Below are 18,512 nucleotides of genomic sequence, written 5' to 3' on the forward strand. Positions count from 1 at the left end.
ACAATACAATAGCCGTTTGTGCAAGCACACCTTGCCACGTTGAACCGACACCAATCCATGGCAGGTCAATGCGAACTGGCAATGCTGAAATGCCGATCACAGCCGCTTCTTGTAACGCTGATATCGCCTTGCCCATTAAAATAAACGCTAAAGCGAGCAATAAATAGGTTGTCATAGAGAAGAAACGAGCAATAGGCAGCTTTATTGAGTATTTTAAAATAGCCCAAGCAACAACCGCTAAAATCACAATGCCTGCGGCAAAACCTGACACTGCGACAGAGTATTGGCTTGGTATCGCTTGAGTTAATAATGATTGATAAAACAGCACGGTTTCAAATACTTCACGATAGACAGCGATAAACGACAGTAAGGTTAATCCCCATAAAGTGCCCGCGCGCAATTGCGTGTTAATGTGTTTTTGAATATATGCTTGCCATTGCTGAGCATTGGTTTTGCTGTGCATCCATATACCGACATACAACAACATAACTGCCGCAAGTAAAGCCGCAACACCTTCCATCACTTCTCGACTCGCACCGCTAATATCAATAATTGATTGTGCTACTGCCCAAGTCGCTATGCCGGCAATTAACGCTAACACCCAACCTGCATGGACATATTTAAGCGCATCTTTGCGATTTGTTTTAATTAACACCGTCATTAGTGCAATAACCACTAATAATGCTTCAAGTCCTTCTCGCAATAAAATAACTAAACTTGCACTAAATAATGCACTACTTGATAAAGCCGACCCGGTTAACAATTGCTCGGCTTCGTTGAGCTGACTAAACACGTCTGCTGACAAGGCAATTAAACGCGCTTCTTCACCACCAGTGCTAATAACTTTTCTTAGATTAATCAGGTTTTCTTCAATAGCCTTGCGTAAATCTGCATCTCTAGCGTCTAAGCTATTTTCTATTAATTCAAAACCATCAAGATAAGCGCTTACCGCTAAGGTATTCGCTTTTTCATAGTCTTTTTTATGATAAGCATCTAAGGCCGCATTTAACTGACTTTTTGTGGTGTTTATTGGGCTTTGTTTTTCACTAAATAATAGCTTAGGCGTTGCTCTGTAAGCATCAATAAAATCAGCATTAATATTTTTATCACTATTAATTAGCTGAGATGGATTAAAGTTAATCCAGTTTTGCAAAGCAAGATCTTTGGGTTTTTCAGCACTGTCGTCTGCATTAAAGGCAAGGCTACCGGCATAAAAAGCTAACGACCAACGTTCTTGCTCTTTAAGCTGAGTAAAAGCTGGCATAGCTGTATCGTCTAAGCCATTAGAAATAGCATCGAACAAGCCGAGCAATGAGCGATTCATTGCTCGCTCTCTATCAGTGAAGTTTGTTGGCTCTGGCGATAGGCCTTTTGCTAAAATGCCATCACCTTGCCCTGACGGACCATGACAACTAGAACAATTTTCTTGGAATAATTGCTGTGTGCTTTGAGCTGATAACAGCTGCTCAGGAAGCAGTGAATCAGGTAAAATAGCGAGGAACTGGCCACGCATATCAGCACTTAATTGACGAATATGACTGACTGTCGACTTGTCTTTAATTGCTTGTTGTAACGCTAATGACTGTTGATAAATTGCTGCTTTATTTTCGTGCTCAAATTGCGTAGAAATTCTTTTAGCAATAATGGCTGAGAATTCAAGCATTTCATGATATTCATCTTCATTAACGACCTGACCTTCTTCTACCGCCGAAGCATAGTCAACGCCAATATACTCTGCCAATTGCGCCAACTGACGTAACTGAGATGTTTGATCACTTTGCGCAGCACTCGCTTGTGAAAACAAAGCAAGCGACAGTACAATAACAGTGACTAAATTCAGTAACTTTTGCTGAACTTTATTGGAAAAAGTATTCGGATACCCAAAGTGGGCAGATCTCTTATTCATTCTAAACAGCCTTTAAAAGTATTTCGTAATGATAACTATTATTAATTGTAAACTATCTGCTTAGCAATGTAATCACCATTCACGGCCTAATAAGTAACATTACGTAATTAATGTTAGTTTCACAGGCATTGGCAATGAGACGACTGTTGATAAAACCACGAGAATAACCAAAGAGGATTATTTTTAGCATCACAGACGGTGAATAGGCGGCTGTGCCGCCTTTATCGTTAATACCATTGTTTAAAGCTCGATAAATTAAGGTGATTATCAACAATATGCGTAAGCGCATATTCAAAGGTGCCGGGGATTATTTGCTGTTAAAAATCAATGGGGGTGAACTTACTTTGACAGGATAAATCAGGTTTATAGTTAGCCATGTGAATTCACTTTCGCCGGATAATATCTATTAGATCACAGACAAGAATATCGTACAAGGTTAAAAAACATACAATTTAAAAATAATAAAAGAAACGTGAAAATCTTCCTTATTGGAGAAATTCTACAGCCTCAACGCCTTACACAGTGGAAAACGACGAGCGCGAGCGAGTTGGTTTTCCAATGCTGTAACTTGTGTACGCCCAGCATGGGCATGAACTAATGAGGTGAAAGTCCTCTGTAGGAAGATCACCGTTTATTTAACTTATTGTTATTAAACGCTAACTACTAGTGAATGGCAAGGGCTTTTCCGTGAGGAATGGTTTGAAGGAAGCCGCTAGCCTTGTCTATTTACAAAGCAGGCGAGCTGATGAACAAGAACATCATATGAGGCGTAGGCTAGAGGTGAGTTGGCACAAGACGACGAAACCATGTGATCTTATGGCCACCGTAAATGATGCAGCAGTGCAAAGAAAGTACATGTCCTTATCTGGGGAGATCTGCTTAACAAGCAATCGACCTGTCACCAGTAAGACTCTGGTATACAAATGTCTTGGCTTCTCAGTGTCATCAACCCAAAAGAGCGAATAGATGAAATCGATAGCGCGTATCTGGGTAACCAACTACGTGATTAAGAAGTCAGCAGACGGCATAGTAGCCCAATGCCCATCGTAATGGTTGGGACATGGTGAAGGCCTGAACATTAACTATAGGAGGAACATTTATGCATTTTGATAGGTCTTTATTGCCGCCAGGCTTTGCCGCTATCGGGCATGACATAATAACACCAACCTTACATGAGAACTTATTTGAACAAGTTCTATCTCCAACAAATCTCGACTCAGCCTACAAGCGTGTAAAAGCGAACAAAGGCAGTGCGGGAGTTGATGGGATGAGCATCGATGACTTTCCAACATATGCGCGAGCAAATTGGGAGGCTATCATTAACAAATGAAATTGGTATAACAAAACCAGTAGACGTTCCTGTTTCATAATCATGATGATAGACATCAAAATCAGGACCTAAAATAGCATCTATTTTTGCTTTGCGAAGATGCGAAAAGTATAAAGCAGCACCAGCTACGAGTAGACTAATAAATGAGATGATCAAACTTGTAACTAACACCATACTCTCCTAGATACCAACGCCTCATTCAGAGGCTTAAAATTGTTGGCCAAAATAGCGAGGCACGAGCACGGCCAGCTGTTTTTAGTCCTTTGAAATGACTTGTTATAGCGCTTACCCGTGAAGGTATTTTGCTTTAGATAATAATGCAGCAAAACGTTGTAATGTTGGGCTAATAGCAAAACAAATAGACCAATCACTACTTTTGGGTGAATGAAAATTAGCACCAAATTCAGATCTAGGATCTTTCAAAATCAAACCTTGCTTCAAAAAATACTCTGTATATGAAAAAAGCTCATCTAACTCCACCTTTAAATTTAATTCTGAAAAATTCACATGGTTTATAACATATATAGGATAAACAGTTTCGATGTCAATTTTGGGCAAAGAAGCTAATTTTATAAACAGCTCTACTTTCAAATCATCTATGCCATTAGTACAAGAAACAAATCTAATTTTTTGTTGTTCGGAAAATTCAAAAAAATTTACATCAATGAATAACAAAGCCAATGCGCGAAGTAAAATTTCACTTGAAGTGTTACTAATTGCAGAAGCATAATCAGCTAGAACTTTTTTAGTTTTACTACAACCGACAAAATCATTAAATTCGCGTTGGCTTTCAACTGACATTGTTTCTATTTCAGTATCTATAGTGGAAAGGAAAACACCTATTCTATAAGCGCCATATACTTGGTGTGCTTCACTCAGAGCATTAAACAATGGCCTTACTGCGACACTAGCAGTTTTTACTGTGACTAATTCCAACGAATACTCCTTGCGCTATAACAACTTTATCAGAGGACACTTTCCTTTTTTCCTACCAGAAAGTTTCCTCTTTATTTATTTAACCTATTAATAACAAATCTTTGCAGCTATTACTACTTCTTGCTTACAGATAAAGTACATGACTTGGGTTTTGGACGAAATGAGGAAGGTTTCCTCATTTCGTGACTTGGGAGGAAAAGCCACAATTCTATATAAGCAGTCGCCTCTGTTTTGTAAAATAAGGCATTAGAAAATACAGGGCAAATGCTTTAAGACTAAAGTCAGCAAGGTTATGCCAATGCAATTATGTGAAAGGCGGGTAGGGGCCAGACATTATGCTATTTAATCAGGCTTGGTTGCTATGACTCTTGTAAACTTATAATACTGCCGTTGGCCTTGCATCACTCAGTGTTATAACAAGGTTATACATGTCAGTACTTAAAAATTTAATCAGTGAACTTTAAAGTTTAGTCGCGCTTTAGAAAATGCTAAACGAGTAAATAGGGGCTGGCTAAGCCACTTGCGCTATTATTTTTTCAATTTCGGTACATTTTCTCATTATCATCTGAAAGTATTCCAGCAGCACTTAGTTACTATCTATGCTAGCCCAGTATTATAAAGAATCCCTAATGTATGTTTTATTCCATATATGTTAGAATTTAACAATATTATTATTTAAAATTATTAGGCGTATTTCATGTCTGAACACTCAACTTTCGACATTTGTGTTGAACCTATAGAACTTTGTAAGTTACTCAAAATTGCCAATATGGTCGGCGGTGGCGGCGAAGCTAAAACCATGATCAGTGAAGGTCATGTTTTAGTAAATAATGAAGTTGTCGTTCAAAAACGCAAAAAAATTCGCCACGGCGATATTATCGAATATAACGGTAAAATTATTAAGCTCGCTTATAATCCCACCAAAGAATCAGCAGAGTTTATTAGTACTGTAGTTTTAGCGAGTAAAAATTCAAAGAAGAAAAAAAGAGCTAAAAGTAAAGCGCGTGTTATTGCATCAGAAACGATTACTAAGCCATCGTTGTAACGCTAAAAGATCATATTTGCAGAGCTTTTCAAGCGCTGAATAGTTCAGTAAAGTAAGACAAGCTTATGTGCAATAGAGTACTTTAGCTTTACAGCGTAAAATCACGCTGGTGCGAAAATCGCATTACGCGACTTTACTGTTGTCAGCTTTGATTTAACGTTATAAGTTCAAAGTACAAGGCCCAAGTTTTAGTCCCTAAGGGTTAGCGTAGCCAGTTGATATGACAGCTCTCGATAATAAAAATTCTTGAAAACGACAAAAGTGATGATGATTAAATAAAATCACCATCACTTTTGACAATACTTATTTAGCGTTAACTTTTGTTTTTGTTTTGGGGTATAGGCTTTTCATAAAATATCTTACCATCGCTATTGATCCGATGTTTTTTACCTTGAGATAAACTTACAACTTCCTGAACTATATTTTTAGTTTGCTCAACTACCGGACTAATCGCTAAGTTTTCTGCCCACGTTTTTCCTTGTTGCATTGCGATAGGTGCCGCCAAATTATTTATAACTTCGCTAGCGTTATTGAACTCAGGCAATATTCGCAGAGTAACATATTCAGCTCTAGGCTTGATATTAGCCTCACCTATACGACCACGTTGTCCCCAAGTTACGATATATTCTTCACCCGCATTGCTAGGTTGATTAGTGACGGCAATATCTCTGTCGACATTGTAACGTGCTTTCATCATTACCTCATCGAACAGCATGGCATAATCTTCTCGCTTACTTGAGTAGTTGTAAAAGTGTGGTGCATGCTCAGGGCTAAAAAATCCTGAAACATCGCTTGGGCTATAATTTTTTTCGCTGTCAGTTGCGGTTTCACCTAGATAACGTACTTGCGCTAAGCGGTACATTTCAGCTCCATTTAATGGCATTGCCGTGCTTAGTCTATCTGAAACGATACCTGTGTCTTTTAGCCGCTGGTTAACATTGTCTAATATGCGCTGGTTTTGGTTGATGCTAGCCCATTCACTTTGTGGAAAATAATCATTTGCGTGCGCTAATTCATGATACATCAAAGCGGCAAGTTCATAGATACCGTCACTGGCATCGCGTGTTACTCGTGACGAAATAGGGTAGGAGAAATTTGCATAACTATTATTTTTTACATAACGCCATGGCATAACAAAGTTTAATTCGTCACCAAATGATGCCCGAAAGTCTGGTGTTTGATTAATGGTGTCTCTTTCATCAGGTGTTAACCATAAATCATTAGGATCAAGGTGTATTGCACCGGTTACGGCCCAGTAATAGGAAGGGCGAACGTCATATGAAATAACAATGGCTGTTGTGGCACGCAGTAAGTTTTTAAAATCGCCATGCTGATCGCTATTTTGCAAAAACTCTTTGAATCTTTGTCCCATCCACTGATGAGATACGACTACGCGATCCATGATATCTTCAACATTAGGTGTTGTGGTGTCATGTGCTATTAGCGGCAATTCATTGAAACGACAAGTTTCTCTTAAATCAATGGTATTACTATAAACGCAATTGACTAAGACATCAGCATAAGGGGAGTTGGTATTAAAAGGGAATACAGTTGCTAAACGCGTATCATAAGCAATGTTATCATTACTGCTAATGTTGGCGGCATCTTCAATTAATATCGTTACGCTATCTTGGTAGCGGGTTGCGCCATCTGAAGCACTGACCGTGAAAGTTAATAAGCTATCTGCGCTGACATTTGGTGCTTTGAAAAATACTGCGCTTTTGCCGGCTGTTGATTCACTAAAGGTTACGCTTGGCCCTGAATTTTGCTGCCATTGAATACTACTGCTCGTTATTCCTGTAGCTTCTATGTAAGCGCTTAAAGAGACATCACTTCCTTCTAGTACCGCATGACCTAACCTAGCAGAAATCTGATTGTTTTCATCAGAGATGATAACCGTATGGGTTAACATCTCATTAGTGCCATTACGGTTAAAAGTCACTTCAAAGCTATATGCGCCAGCGACGTTAGGCGTAAAGGCAATCGCTTTTGAGTTGCTTGCATGAAAAGTTACATCGCTACCAGCGGTTTGCTGCCAGTTGATATTAGTTAAGGTATCGTCAGGAAAATAAATAAAGAGCTCAACAGGTTGCGCAATTTTATTCGCATCATCAAAGGTAATAATACCTGTTTGAGTGACAATGGGGGTAAAATCATTAACGCTTTTCTTACTTGAACCATCAGAGCCACCACAACCTTGTATGGCTAGCGCGGCTAATAGCATTATGTTTGAAAGCCATTTTTGCTTAAGTAAAATATCCATTTACGCCTCTATTTATATGCGTTATTAATTAACAGACCCGATAAAGTCTAATTAAATTCATACCAGTTTGTGGCTGCAATTAGCTAGAAAATCGTCTTTGACTTATTCAAAGCTGCTGACATTGCTCTCAAATTATATGGTGATATTTAATAATATTACAAACAAGCCATGTTAAATCAAGTGTATAACTTATACCAAATCTTAACTATCAAGGATTTCAGGATTGAATTAAATGATTATTGCTATTAAGGTGAGAAGTTAGCACTAAGTTAGCTGATATAGCTGTGCTTAGTGCTAATGCGAATTAGGATATTTAGCTTGTTATAAAGTAATTTAAACTACTCTGCTTTCTTTTTACGAATACTTAAGCCTAACTCTTGGCCACGATATTTTGCATAGTAGCTGCCCGCGATAAACATAATGCTAGCTAAGACAAACTCTCCTAATGCCCACAACTTTTCATCTGCTGATACCCATAATGTGGTTAAGCTATGCAGAAAATAAATCATTACTATAAAGTTTGACCAAGCATAAGTATAAGGGTTGCCTTGCACTAAGCCCTTTAATGGAAAGAGTAAAGGTAAGATAAACATGGCAAAAATTAACGGCACCGATAGTGCGCTATCATCACTGGCAAAAATCAACCAAAATGGCATATAAAAAAGTAGTGAAAAATAACCCAATAGAGTAATTTTTTTCAGTGTGGCCGTTGAGAAACGAGGTTTATTGGTCATTTTAATTAATCGTTTACTTGTATAAGTGAAAGAACATTTTCAGGAGGGCGGCCAATAATCGCACGGGTATTATCCGTTACTATTGGGCGTTCAATTAATTTAGGTGTTGTAGCCATAGCAGCGATTAACGTTGCATCATCAGCATTAGCTAAATTTTGCTCTTTAAATTCAGCCTCTTTTGTTCGCATCATGTCACGTGGAGAAACATTAAGTAAGGTCATTAACTGCGATATTTCGGCTGTATTTAGCGGCGTTTTTAAATATTCAACAATAGTGACTGGCTGATTCTTTTCTTCGATAAGTGCTAAGGTTTGTCGGCTTTTTGAGCAGCGAGGGTTGTGATAAATAGTTAACATGTTTTTCTCTTAAATAAATATAAATGGCTTGGTGTTATTTTAACTGATTTTTTATAGGCGCTTCAGTTTTTCTTGCTGTTCTTGTAACTGCAAGATGCGACCTTTCATTCTTTTTTTCAATAACGGATTATCTTCAACAAAGTTATAGCCTGTTTGCAGTTCATCTACAGCCTTAGGATAAGCACCAAGTAAGGCATAAACCTCAGCTTTAGTGGCGTGCATTAATGCCATTTTATCTTGTCTTCTATATATTTGAGTAAGTAAGTCGTTGGCAATAAAATTGCCAGGGCTTACGACTAAAAAGTCCTGCAGTAGTACTTCGGCTTTCTCATATTGCTTAGCTTCTGTCAAAGCATTAGCTAAGTTTAAGGTTACCACTTGATTATTTGGCATTAACAGCTTTAGCTCAGTAAGCATTGTTATGGCTTTGTCATAAGCTTTTACTGCAATATAAGCATCGGTGAGCGCATCAACATAAAATAGATTTCTGCTGTCGTCATTCAATAGTGCTTCAAGTTGATTGACCGCTATTTGGTAATCTTTATTTTCATAATGTGCTAGGGCAAGGCCGTATTTTGCTGCCGCCTCAATGGCGTAATGCTTTTTATCTAACATTTGTTGAAAGTTAATCACATGATCTTTGGCATTACCTTCATAGCGCGCAGTAATACGTGCTTTAGCTAATTCAAACTGTAAACTCGGTGCTAATGGACGTGGTGAATAATTCTGTGCTCTTATTCTCGCGTCAGAAATTCTTGATTCTGGTAATGGGTGAGTTAATAGCATGGCTGGCGGTTTTGATTTATAACGATATTTTTCTGCCATTGTCGAGAAAAAATCAGGGGCGCCCTGTGGGTTAAAGCCACTGTTTGCCAGTAGAGATATGCCAACACGGTCGGCTTCTTTTTCATTGCCTCGCGTGTAATTTATACCAGCCTGTTGTGATGCCGCCATCGTGGTACTCAGTGCTGCTATACCCATACTTGGATTAATTAAGGTCAGCAAAATACTCGAAATCATGCTTGCCATTGCTATCGGTTGTGATTTGTCTTGTGATTCTAACCTTCTGGCTAAATGGCGCTGGGTTACATGTGAAATTTCGTGAGCAACAACCGAGGCAAGTTCACTTTCAGTGCTTGCTGTTGTGATCAAGCCACTGTGAATAGCAATATGGCCGCCAAAAAAGGCAAAAGCATTTAATTCTTCATTGCGTATCACAAAGAATTCAAAACTATAATTGACGTCTTTGGCATTGCGCACCATGCGATTGCCCAAATCATTGATATACTCGGTTAAAACGGGATCATTGAGTATGGGTTGCGAGGCACGAATTTGGCGCATCATTTCGCCACCAATTTGGCGTTCTTTTTCGATGGACAGCACGCTAAAGCCCGCTGAACCTATTTCAGGAAGTTTATTTTTATTACTGTCTGTATTCGCGGCAAATACATTGCTAGTTAACGATGTCGCTAAGGCAAGTGAGATGATAAGCGGCTTTAATTTAAACAAATTTAATTTTCCATGTTATCAGGCTGTTCAAAGCTATCTGTTGATTGAGACCGTGCATGTTTACGATAAATTTCTTTACAAAACTCGGCAATTGAATAGCCTTTGATGTCAATAATATCAAATGATTCCCTAAGTAAGGTAATTAACTCTTCAACACGTTGATTAGCGTAGCGTAGTAGAGCGTAATCAGCCTTATCACCTTGTTGAAAAGTATAGGCAATAAAAGGAATTAATGAGTTCAATCTAAACAACATTTGCATCGTTTCAGGTGTCCATTTTATAAAGGGACAGTCAGGATTATTAAGCTGTGCTTGTAGTATACGTTCATTGTCGATAATTGGATAACAATGTAATTCATAGTGCTGTTCAGTCATACTATGATAAAGGATTATTTTCGGTTTACTTATCACAACTCTGTTGCCCGCTCGATCTTTTCTCTCGCCTAATAAACTGAGATTCCAATTATTATGATCAAGTAATTGTTTAAAGGCACTATCAAAGCCATGACTTAAAATACCATCTATATCACTAATTGAACTCATCGTTAATTGATAAATAGTGGGTATATCCCCCCAGTTTATCTTTTTTTTGTAGGCGGTGATTTCTTTAAGATTCGGATTTTCAGGAAGCTCGCTCATTTAACCTCTTTACATTATTTAAAAAATACATCAAAAGAATGCATCAATGTCATTGTAATCAATTGTCGCAAATTAGATAATCAAACTAAAGCACTGGCCATATTTTTATTTATGATATACGAATACGATGCTACACAAGATAAATGTCCAGTTCCACTGGTTAATTTACGCTTGATACTAAGAAAATTAACCTCTTTTGATGGTTGTTTGATACGCATTTGCGATAATGGTTCTAAAAAAGATATTCCTAAATTGTTAATCAAACAAGGGTTTTATTTTGAACAACGTAACGTTGATGAGCATATTGTTGAATTAATAATAAGAATGGAAAAATAAATATTATGGTTTCACTATTTAGCGATTGGTACAAAAGAAATTTTTCAGATCCGAGTGCGGTAACCTTGTTGGTTATTTTAATTTGTACTTTTTTGTTTGTTTACTTTTTTAGTAATTTATTAATGCCGGTATTTGTTGCGGTGGCGATTGCATTTTTATTAGATTTACCGGTCAATAAACTCTCGCAGCTAGGATTATCCCGCGCCTTAGCGGTGATCATTGTGGTGACTGCCTTTGTGGGATTGTCACTAATAGGGGTTTTAGGGTTAATGCCGGTTATTTGGCAACAAAGTAGTAACTTATTACAAGAAGTACCGCAAATGGTTGGGCAAGGACACACTTATCTATTAGCCTTACCCGAACAGTATCCTGATTTGGTTAGTGCTGAGCAAATTGGTAATGTGATTACTTTAGTCAATGATAAGTTAATTGAATGGGGACAAGTAGCTTTGAAAGCGTCGCTTAACTCAATTTCTAATGTTGTTGCGCTGTTGATTTATCTTATTTTAGTGCCTTTGATGGTTTTTTTCTTTCTTAAAGATAAAAGTGTGTTATTTAATAGTTTACGACAGTTTTTGCCAAATGATCGTCGTATGGCAAAACAGGTGGGTAATGAAATGAATCAACAAATTATGAATTATATTCGTGGTAAGTTGATTGAAATTATTATTATCGGCGCTGCATCGACCATTTCATTTATAGCGCTAGGGCTTAACTATCCGGTATTACTTGGGGTATTAGTCGGTTTATCAGTACTTGTGCCTTATGTGGGTGCGACAATCGTAACCTTGCCGGTACTACTTGTGGCTTTATTTCAGTTTGGCACCAGTGCTGAATTTGGCTATGTCATGATTGCTTATGGCATTATTCAAGCTTTAGATGGTAATTTACTTGTGCCTTTGCTTTTTTCTGAAGCGGTAAACCTTCATCCGGTTACCATTATCATTGCAGTAATATTATTTGGTGGTTTGTGGGGCTTTTGGGGCGTATTTTTTGCTATTCCATTAGCAACACTGGTTAAAGCGGTACTCAATGCGTGGTCAACAACGACGCAGCATGAGATCAAAGCTGATTAGTTTAATATTAACAGATCAAAACAAATGCTTTGATCTGTTGCTAAATTTAAGCTCTGCTCAAATTAACTATTCATACTTGCCTTTATACAGCATAACTATATTCACAAAATGATCGTTGTTCTCAAAACGCTGGTAAGCGCTGAGTGGGGACAAACTTAATAGACTTAGTATAATACCTCTCTCTTTTTATTTTATTAATCATACTCACTATTCTTTTTAAATTCCTATAGCGACGTTAATCTAAATGCCCACTTTTGTTGACTATTGCTTTGCGATATACCGTCGACTTACTGGCTGTCTGCCCCTGATTTAATAAGCACTTACGATTTTATTATTCGTTGATCATGAACGTTTCAATATGGCTATTGTGTGATTTAAATCAAAGCAAAATATTATGTCTATGCCAATATTACCCAGAAATTTATGTGCTGATAAGGGCAAACAATGACAGCGTTTATACGAGGTTTAACGGCATTAGTAACTACGAGTATATTACTCAGTAGTCACTTTAGTGTGATGGCCGCTGAATTGACGATAACAAGGCAAAAACAACTTATCCATATGGTAAAACAAGATTGTGGATCTTGTCATGGTATGAGCCTAAAAGGAGGGTTAGGTCCTACACTCCTACCCAATACGATGAATAAACTACCGCTAGACGTAATACAACATACTATTCTATTTGGTCGACCTGGGACGGCAATGCCGCCATGGAAATCTCTTTTAACCGAGCAAGAAGCTTTGTGGATCAGTCAACAATTACAACAAGGTATAGAAAACCATGACTAATATAAATAAGGTGCTAGGGGTAATGTTTTTGTTTTTACTTACTAGTGCATGTACGCAATCAGTAACAAATCAACAAAATGAAATCCAGCCATCTGTCACAACACCATTAAGAGCTACTGGAGATCTAGGGGTTGTAATTGAAAGGGCAACATCGCAAGTACAGATTGTTAATCACAGTAGCAATACCATGTTAAGTGAAATAGATGGTTTAGGTGACTTATCTCATGCTTCTATTGTTTACTCTCGCGATCAGCGCTTTGCCTACGTTTTTGCCCGTGATGGCGGCTTAACTAAAATTGACATGTTAAAAGATAAAATAGCGAAGCGTATTATTCAATCTGGTAATAGTATTGGTGGCGCTATTAGCCAAGACGGCAAGCTTATTGCCGTATCAAATTATACCCCAGGTGGCGTTAAGGTTTTTAATAGTGAAACACTAGAGCTGGTTGCAACCATTGACAGTAGTGTGCTCGTTAATAAGCCTAAAAATGATGATGGTAGTCCAGTACGCTCTAAAGTTGTCGGTTTAGTCGATGCCCCCGGCCAAAAATTTGTCTTTAGTTTATTTGACAGCCATGAAATTTGGATTGCTGATTTTTCGCAAGATGAAATGAAATTAACTAAATTTGAAGCTATTGGTTTATATCCTTATGACGCTTTGATCAGCCCTGATGGTCGCTATTATATTGCTGGCTTATTTGGTGAAGATGGCTTGGCATTACTTGACTTGTGGCATACAGAACAAGGTGTTCGTCGTATTTTACCTGGCTATGGTAAAGGTGATGAAAAACTACCGGTGTATAAAATGCCGCACCTTGAAGGTTGGGCAATGGCTGGTGACTATGCTTTTTTACCTGCAGTAGGTAAGCACAGTGTTTTGGTAGTAGATACAAAAACATGGTTACAAGTTGCTGAAATACCAGCACATAGTCAGCCAATATTTGTAATGTCACAACCGGACAATCGCCAAATTTGGGTAAACTTTGCTTTTCCAGATAACAACACTATTCAAGTGTTTAACACTGAGACTTTTGATTTAGTGAAAACCTTAACCCCTGGGCCTGCTGTGCTGCATATGGAGTTTACTCCTCGAGGCGAAAATGTTTGGATTTCAGTGCGAGACAGTAATGAAGTGCACGTTTATGACACAGCAACACAAACACTAATCGACAAATTATCAGTAAAAAGCCCAAGCGGTATCTTCTTTACTAATCGTGCACATCAAATAGGGTTGTAATTATGGCAATGCTACTTAGCCAATTAGAGCAAGATATTATTAACCGATATCAGAAAGGTTTTCCGCTTTGTTCGCAACCTTACAGAGCTATTGCTGATGAACTTAATAGCTCTGAGGATGAAGTGATATCAGCAATCTTAACACTTGATAAGGCAGGCATGCTGTCGAGAATTGGTGCAGTATTCAACCATAAGCAAGCGGGTTCAAGTACACTAGCTGCTTTAGCTGTACCTGAATGTGACCTAGATGACATTGCTGAAATTATCAATCAATTCGAGCAAGTCAATCATAACTATGGCCGAGAGCATCACTATAATTTGTGGTTTGTTGTCACCGCTCATGATGATCAAGCGCTGACAGACGTTATAGCAAATATAGAACATCTTACCGGTTATCAAGTGTTAATTTTACCGATGGAAACGTCGTATCACATTGATTTAGCATTTAATATCGACTTTGCTAAATCGCAACTAAGTAGCCATTAATATGAGTCAATTATTGAGTAAAGAACAAGGTGAGAGAGTCCATAATGTAGTGGGGAACACTCAATATAACGCAGTCGCTAAAGCGTTTAATACTGAACCCTTATCACCAGAGCAACAGCAAGCATTACGAGCGATATTAGAGTGTGGTTTACCACATGTCGCGCAACCTTACCTTGCTATTGCCAAGCAAATTTCGGCCACGCAAGCACAAGTCTTAGCCCAAATATCTTACTGGCAAGAAGATGGTTTAGTTAAACGTTTTGGCTTAGTGGTTAAACACCGCAAGCTAGGATTTAAAGCCAATGCTATGGTGGTGTGGAATATTGCTGATGATAAAGTTAATGAGGTTGCGGCCTTATTATCGAGTTGCCCTGAAGTGTCTTTATGCTATCGGCGCCCTCGTAGGCTACCCGATTGGCCTTATAATTTATTTTGTATGATCCATGGTACAGACCGAGCGATTGTTATTGCACAAATTACCGCCATGACTCAGCAGTTTGGCCTAGAAGATGTAGCAAAGGATATTTTATTTAGTTTTAAAGCCTATAAGCAACAAGGTGCTCGCTATGGAAAAAAAGGAGATGCAAATGGATAAGTTATCTCGCCATGCGCAGACTGAGTTAGCTGAACTGAGTTTATTCGATAAGCGACTCATCAACCTATTGCAGCGTGGTTTCCCTATTGTAGAACGACCATTTTTAGAGATTGCTGAACAGTTAGATTGCAGTGAAGATGAAGTGCTTGAACGCTTAAATCATTTAATGGCAAACAAGGTTTTGACTCGGTTTGGTCCAATGTTTGACGCGGTTTGCTTAGGCGGCGCGTTTACATTAGCGGCGTTAGCTGTACCAGAAGACAGGTTTGAAGAAGTGACTGAACAAGTGAACAGCTTTGAGCAAGTTGCGCACAACTATCGAAGAACGCATGACTTTAATATGTGGTTTGTGGTTGGTGCAGAATCTGAAACAGAAGTTAATCAAGTGATTAGTGACATTGAAGAGAAAACCTCACTATCGGTACTTAATACGCCAAAATTAGAAGAATTTTATGTCCAATTATACCTCCCAGCCTAACATACCGTTATCGGCTTTAGAGCGTCAGTTTGTGCTATTGACTCAGTCAGGGTTACCTATTGTTTCTCAACCATATCAACATGTTGCAGAACAATTACAAATATCAGTGGCAGAAGTCTTAGCCATGACTACTGATTTAAAAGAGCGCGGTATTATTCGTCGTATAGCGGCGGTGCCAAATCATTACAAATTAGGTTACCGATACAATGGTATGACCGTTTGGGATGTGAAAGATGAAGATGTTAGCGAGTTTGGTCAAGCGGTAGGGCGCTTGCCTTTTGTCAGTCACTGCTACTTACGTCCACGACATTTACCACAGTGGAACTACAACTTATTTGCCATGGTACATGGAAAAACAGTGGCAGAAGTCCAGCAATACCGAACCCAAATCAAAGATTTACTGATTAATGTTTTACAGGTCAGAAATGATGATTCAGATCATGGGGTAAAGTTTCAGACTAATGATATGTTGACTAGTACAGAGATACTGAAGAAAACGGGCTTGCGTTTAAAGCGCTAGCAACAATAAAAGCTTAATAATTGTTGAGTTCGATTGAATAACTTAGACGATTTTATATTTAGAAGGATCAACACAAATGTTTAGAATTTCCCAACTATTAAAAACATTTTATGATGATTTACCGGCTAACAAGGCCCAAAAAATGCCTGGTCCTGTGGTTATTTGGAACCTGATCCGACGTTGCAATTTACGTTGTAAGCATTGCTACTCAACGTCGCTTGATATGGATTTCAATGATGAACTCTCTACTGAACAAGTCAAAGCAACGATTGATGATTTGAAAGTAGCGCATGTGCCGGTGTTGATATTTTCGGGCGGCGAGCCATTATTACGTCCAGATATTTATGAAATAACTGCTTATGCTAAAGCCAAAGGTTTTTATGTTGCCTTATCAACCAATGGTACACTAATTAATGAAGATAATATTGAGCAAATAAAAGCGGCTGATTATCAATATGTTGGTATTAGTATTGATGGTTTAGAAGATTTTCATGATGACTTTCGTCGTCAAGAAGGCTGTTTTCAAGAATCAATGAAAGCGATTGATTTATGTAAAGAAGCCGGTATTAAAATTGGTATGCGGTTATGTTTAACACGCGATAATTTTGCCGATTTACCAAAAGTACTCGATTTAATGGAAGAGAAAAAAGTCGATAAATTTTATTTGTCACATTTAAACTATTCAGGCCGCGGTAAACGCAGTGCTGAAAATGATGCCATGTTTAAGATGACTAAAGACGCTATGATAATGCTTTATGAACGCGCTTGGTCCCATATTAACCAAGGCATCGAAACTGATTTTGTCACCGGTAATAATGATGCCGATGGGGCTTTTTTATTGCAATGGGTTGAAAGTAAATTTGCTGATCAATACCCAGAAAGAATAGCCAATTTAAAACAACGTTTAGTTAACTGGGGTGGCAACGCTAGTGGTGTTAATGTTGCTAATATCGATAATACTGGCACCATCCATCCTGATACTTATTGGTGGGGACATCCGATTGGTAATGTTAAAACTGAAAAGTTTTCTGAGGTTTGGAAAAACACTAAAGACCCATTAATGCTGGGGTTTCGGCAACAACCACGTCCAGTGAAAGGACGTTGTAGTGTATGTCAATATCTGGCGATTTGTGGTGGTAATACTCGTACACGAGCATTTGCACAAAGTGGTGATGTTTGGGCTGAAGACCCAGGTTGTTATTTAACGGATGCTGAAATAGGTGTCGAAAGCAAACATCAGCAATGTGACGATATTCCATTTTTAGCGGTTTAGAGCATTTAGCAGAACTTAGGTTAATTAACACTAAGATATTAAAATATAATTTTATAAGGTTAGCGATTTTTATTCTATAATCGAATAAAGATCGATAAGGTAATGTATACCATGACACAGTTATCTACAGAAAATTCATTGAGTAAAAATGTTTTGAATAACATAAATAGAAAGTCGACTTTACAACCCGGTGAAGTGGCACTGGTTGGCTCAGGGCCAGGAGATGCAGAGTTGTTAACTATTCGAGCACTGCGTTTTATTGAGCAGGCCGATGTTGCTATTTATGATCGCTTAGTTAGCGATGAAATTATGGCGCTTTTACCGCAAGATTGTGAGCGTTTTTATGTTGGTAAAGAGCAAGCAAAACATTGTGTGCCACAAGGTAAAATTAATGAAATGCTCGTGCAGTATGCACAACAAGGTCGAAAGGTCTTGCGTTTAAAAGGCGGCGATCCCTTTATATTTGGCCGTGGTGGTGAAGAAGCTGAATTTTTGTTAGAGAATGGTATCAGTTGTCATGTTTGTCCAGGTATTACTGCCGCATCTGGCTGTACCACTTACGCGGGTATTCCGTTAACACATCGTGGCGTTGCACAAGGCTGTACTTTTATTACCGGCCATATGCAAAACGATGGTCAACTAAACTTACCTTGGCAGAGCTTAAGCTGTAGCACACAAACCGTTGTATTTTATATGGGCATTAATACCTTACCCAGTATCACTGAGCAACTAATAAACCATGGCCGTGATGCTAACACACCTGCAGCGCTTATTCGTAAAGGTACGCAGCCTGATCAACAAATTTTTCGAGGTAATCTCTCAACGTTAGCTGACTTAGTTAAACAGCACAATATTACCCCGCCGACACTGATCGTGATTGGTGATGTGGTTAACCAACTGACAGATACCGCACTGGCAAAACCGGGTTTTTTAGATGCAAAAGACTACCAGGTTAAAATACCGCTAGTAGTAAAAGCCGGTTAAATTTTAGCAATTTAACGCATTT

19 protein-coding genes and 1 pseudogene are annotated in these 18,512 nt (G+C 38.4%); 12 read left to right on the forward strand and 8 right to left on the reverse strand.

The annotated features are described in order from the left end of the window. Positions 1-112: 112 nt before the first annotated feature. Both FGD67_RS01250 and FGD67_RS01255 read right to left on the reverse strand, forming a co-directional pair. A pseudogene (locus FGD67_RS01250) lies at positions 113-1,906 on the reverse strand (FTR1 family protein); the annotation flags it as partial. A gap of 79 nt (positions 1,907-1,985) precedes the next feature. Next, positions 1,986-2,195: a transposase gene (locus FGD67_RS01255; RefSeq protein WP_257173319.1), complete on the reverse strand. Its 210-nt coding sequence runs from the start codon at positions 2,193-2,195 to the stop codon at positions 1,986-1,988. Between the two features lie 810 nt (positions 2,196-3,005). On the opposite strand from FGD67_RS01255, the gene FGD67_RS01260 reads away from it, so the two are divergent. Beyond that, positions 3,006-3,236: a hypothetical protein gene (locus FGD67_RS01260; protein WP_257173320.1), complete on the forward strand. Its 231-nt coding sequence runs from the start codon at positions 3,006-3,008 to the stop codon at positions 3,234-3,236. 285 nt (positions 3,237-3,521) lie between these two features. Here the strand turns inward: FGD67_RS01260 and FGD67_RS01265 are convergent, their stop codons facing one another. Further along, positions 3,522-4,172, reverse strand: a complete 651-nt coding sequence (locus tag FGD67_RS01265) for a hypothetical protein (RefSeq protein ID WP_257173321.1) — start codon at positions 4,170-4,172, stop codon at positions 3,522-3,524. Positions 4,173-4,869: 697 nt separating this feature from the next. Here FGD67_RS01265 and FGD67_RS01270 point away from each other — a divergent pair. Then, positions 4,870-5,217, forward strand: coding sequence for an RNA-binding S4 domain-containing protein (locus FGD67_RS01270; protein WP_257173322.1), 348 nt, complete (start codon positions 4,870-4,872; stop codon positions 5,215-5,217). A 313-nt stretch (positions 5,218-5,530) separates the two neighbouring features. Here the strand turns inward: FGD67_RS01270 and FGD67_RS01275 are convergent, their stop codons facing one another. The 5 genes from FGD67_RS01275 to FGD67_RS01295 form a co-directional block, all read right to left on the reverse strand. Further along, positions 5,531-7,480, reverse strand: coding sequence for a hypothetical protein (locus tag FGD67_RS01275; protein ID WP_257173323.1), 1,950 nt, complete (start codon positions 7,478-7,480; stop codon positions 5,531-5,533). A gap of 338 nt (positions 7,481-7,818) precedes the next feature. Continuing rightward, positions 7,819-8,214: a DUF2069 domain-containing protein gene (locus FGD67_RS01280; protein ID WP_257173324.1), complete on the reverse strand. Its 396-nt coding sequence runs from the start codon at positions 8,212-8,214 to the stop codon at positions 7,819-7,821. A 5-nt stretch (positions 8,215-8,219) separates the two neighbouring features. Then, on the reverse strand, positions 8,220-8,570 hold the full coding sequence (arsC, locus tag FGD67_RS01285) for an arsenate reductase (glutaredoxin) (protein ID WP_257173325.1): 351 nt from the start codon (positions 8,568-8,570) through the stop codon (positions 8,220-8,222). Between the two features lie 51 nt (positions 8,571-8,621). Then, complete coding sequence (locus FGD67_RS01290; protein WP_257173326.1) at positions 8,622-10,079, reverse strand: M48 family metalloprotease; 1,458 nt, start codon at positions 10,077-10,079, stop codon at positions 8,622-8,624. A gap of 2 nt (positions 10,080-10,081) precedes the next feature. Then, on the reverse strand, positions 10,082-10,717 hold the full coding sequence (locus tag FGD67_RS01295) for a hypothetical protein (RefSeq protein ID WP_257173327.1): 636 nt from the start codon (positions 10,715-10,717) through the stop codon (positions 10,082-10,084). 111 nt (positions 10,718-10,828) lie between these two features. Between FGD67_RS01295 and FGD67_RS01300 the strand changes: the two genes are divergently transcribed. The 10 genes from FGD67_RS01300 (at position 10,829) to cobA (ending at position 18,490) form a co-directional block, all read left to right on the forward strand. After that, on the forward strand, positions 10,829-11,053 hold the full coding sequence (locus tag FGD67_RS01300; protein ID WP_257173328.1) for a sulfurtransferase TusA family protein: 225 nt from the start codon (positions 10,829-10,831) through the stop codon (positions 11,051-11,053). A 5-nt stretch (positions 11,054-11,058) separates the two neighbouring features. Continuing rightward, the gene (locus tag FGD67_RS01305) at positions 11,059-12,129 is read left to right on the forward strand and encodes an AI-2E family transporter (RefSeq protein ID WP_257173329.1); all 1,071 of its coding nucleotides are present in this window, start codon (positions 11,059-11,061) and stop codon (positions 12,127-12,129) included. Between the two features lie 444 nt (positions 12,130-12,573). After that, positions 12,574-12,918: a cytochrome c gene (locus tag FGD67_RS01310; protein ID WP_257173330.1), complete on the forward strand. Its 345-nt coding sequence runs from the start codon at positions 12,574-12,576 to the stop codon at positions 12,916-12,918. Beyond that, entirely contained in the window at positions 12,911-14,155 is a 1,245-nt protein-coding gene (locus FGD67_RS01315; protein WP_306556779.1) for a cytochrome D1 domain-containing protein, read from the forward strand. The genes FGD67_RS01310 and FGD67_RS01315 overlap by 8 nt, the downstream gene beginning before the upstream one ends. Before the next feature lie 2 nt (positions 14,156-14,157). Further along, a complete protein-coding gene (locus tag FGD67_RS01320; protein WP_257173331.1) occupies positions 14,158-14,640 on the forward strand; it encodes an Lrp/AsnC family transcriptional regulator in 483 nt (160 codons plus the stop codon). Between the two features lies 1 nt (position 14,641). Next, complete coding sequence (locus FGD67_RS01325; RefSeq protein ID WP_257173332.1) at positions 14,642-15,235, forward strand: hypothetical protein; 594 nt, start codon at positions 14,642-14,644, stop codon at positions 15,233-15,235. Further along, positions 15,228-15,713 (forward strand): Lrp/AsnC family transcriptional regulator, encoded by a 486-nt coding sequence (locus tag FGD67_RS01330; protein WP_257173333.1) that lies wholly within the window; start codon positions 15,228-15,230, stop codon positions 15,711-15,713. Before FGD67_RS01325 ends, FGD67_RS01330 begins: the two co-directional genes overlap by 8 nt. Next, a complete protein-coding gene (locus FGD67_RS01335) occupies positions 15,688-16,233 on the forward strand; it encodes an Lrp/AsnC family transcriptional regulator (RefSeq protein WP_257173334.1) in 546 nt (181 codons plus the stop codon). Before FGD67_RS01330 ends, FGD67_RS01335 begins: the two co-directional genes overlap by 26 nt. A gap of 76 nt (positions 16,234-16,309) precedes the next feature. After that, a complete protein-coding gene (gene nirJ, locus FGD67_RS01340) occupies positions 16,310-17,506 on the forward strand; it encodes a heme d1 biosynthesis radical SAM protein NirJ (RefSeq protein WP_257173335.1) in 1,197 nt (398 codons plus the stop codon). A 111-nt stretch (positions 17,507-17,617) separates the two neighbouring features. Further along, entirely contained in the window at positions 17,618-18,490 is an 873-nt protein-coding gene (gene cobA, locus FGD67_RS01345) for a uroporphyrinogen-III C-methyltransferase (RefSeq protein WP_257173336.1), read from the forward strand. Positions 18,491-18,512: the final 22 nt, after the last annotated feature.

This window comes from Colwellia sp. M166, assembly GCF_024585285.1.
Taxonomy (GTDB): Bacteria; Pseudomonadota; Gammaproteobacteria; order Enterobacterales; family Alteromonadaceae; genus Cognaticolwellia.

Coding starts and splice junctions, on each gene's coding strand:
- FGD67_RS01280 (WP_257173324.1), bottom strand. CDS start 8,214: ATGACCAATAAACCTCGTTTCTCAACGGCCACACTGAAAAAAATTACT.
- FGD67_RS01325 (WP_257173332.1), top strand. CDS start 14,642: ATGAGTCAATTATTGAGTAAAGAACAAGGTGAGAGAGTCCATAATGTA.
- FGD67_RS01315 (WP_306556779.1), top strand. CDS start 12,911: ATGACTAATATAAATAAGGTGCTAGGGGTAATGTTTTTGTTTTTACTT.
- FGD67_RS01310 (WP_257173330.1), top strand. CDS start 12,574: ATGACAGCGTTTATACGAGGTTTAACGGCATTAGTAACTACGAGTATA.
- FGD67_RS01275 (WP_257173323.1), bottom strand. CDS start 7,480: ATGGATATTTTACTTAAGCAAAAATGGCTTTCAAACATAATGCTATTA.
- FGD67_RS01260 (WP_257173320.1), top strand. CDS start 3,006: ATGCATTTTGATAGGTCTTTATTGCCGCCAGGCTTTGCCGCTATCGGG.
- FGD67_RS01335 (WP_257173334.1), top strand. CDS start 15,688: ATGTCCAATTATACCTCCCAGCCTAACATACCGTTATCGGCTTTAGAG.
- FGD67_RS01300 (WP_257173328.1), top strand. CDS start 10,829: ATGATATACGAATACGATGCTACACAAGATAAATGTCCAGTTCCACTG.
- FGD67_RS01255 (WP_257173319.1), bottom strand. CDS start 2,195: ATGCGCTTACGCATATTGTTGATAATCACCTTAATTTATCGAGCTTTA.
- FGD67_RS01320 (WP_257173331.1), top strand. CDS start 14,158: ATGGCAATGCTACTTAGCCAATTAGAGCAAGATATTATTAACCGATAT.
- nirJ (WP_257173335.1), top strand. CDS start 16,310: ATGTTTAGAATTTCCCAACTATTAAAAACATTTTATGATGATTTACCG.
- FGD67_RS01270 (WP_257173322.1), top strand. CDS start 4,870: ATGTCTGAACACTCAACTTTCGACATTTGTGTTGAACCTATAGAACTT.
- cobA (WP_257173336.1), top strand. CDS start 17,618: ATGACACAGTTATCTACAGAAAATTCATTGAGTAAAAATGTTTTGAAT.
- arsC (WP_257173325.1), bottom strand. CDS start 8,570: ATGTTAACTATTTATCACAACCCTCGCTGCTCAAAAAGCCGACAAACC.
- FGD67_RS01330 (WP_257173333.1), top strand. CDS start 15,228: ATGGATAAGTTATCTCGCCATGCGCAGACTGAGTTAGCTGAACTGAGT.
- FGD67_RS01305 (WP_257173329.1), top strand. CDS start 11,059: ATGGTTTCACTATTTAGCGATTGGTACAAAAGAAATTTTTCAGATCCG.
- FGD67_RS01295 (WP_257173327.1), bottom strand. CDS start 10,717: ATGAGCGAGCTTCCTGAAAATCCGAATCTTAAAGAAATCACCGCCTAC.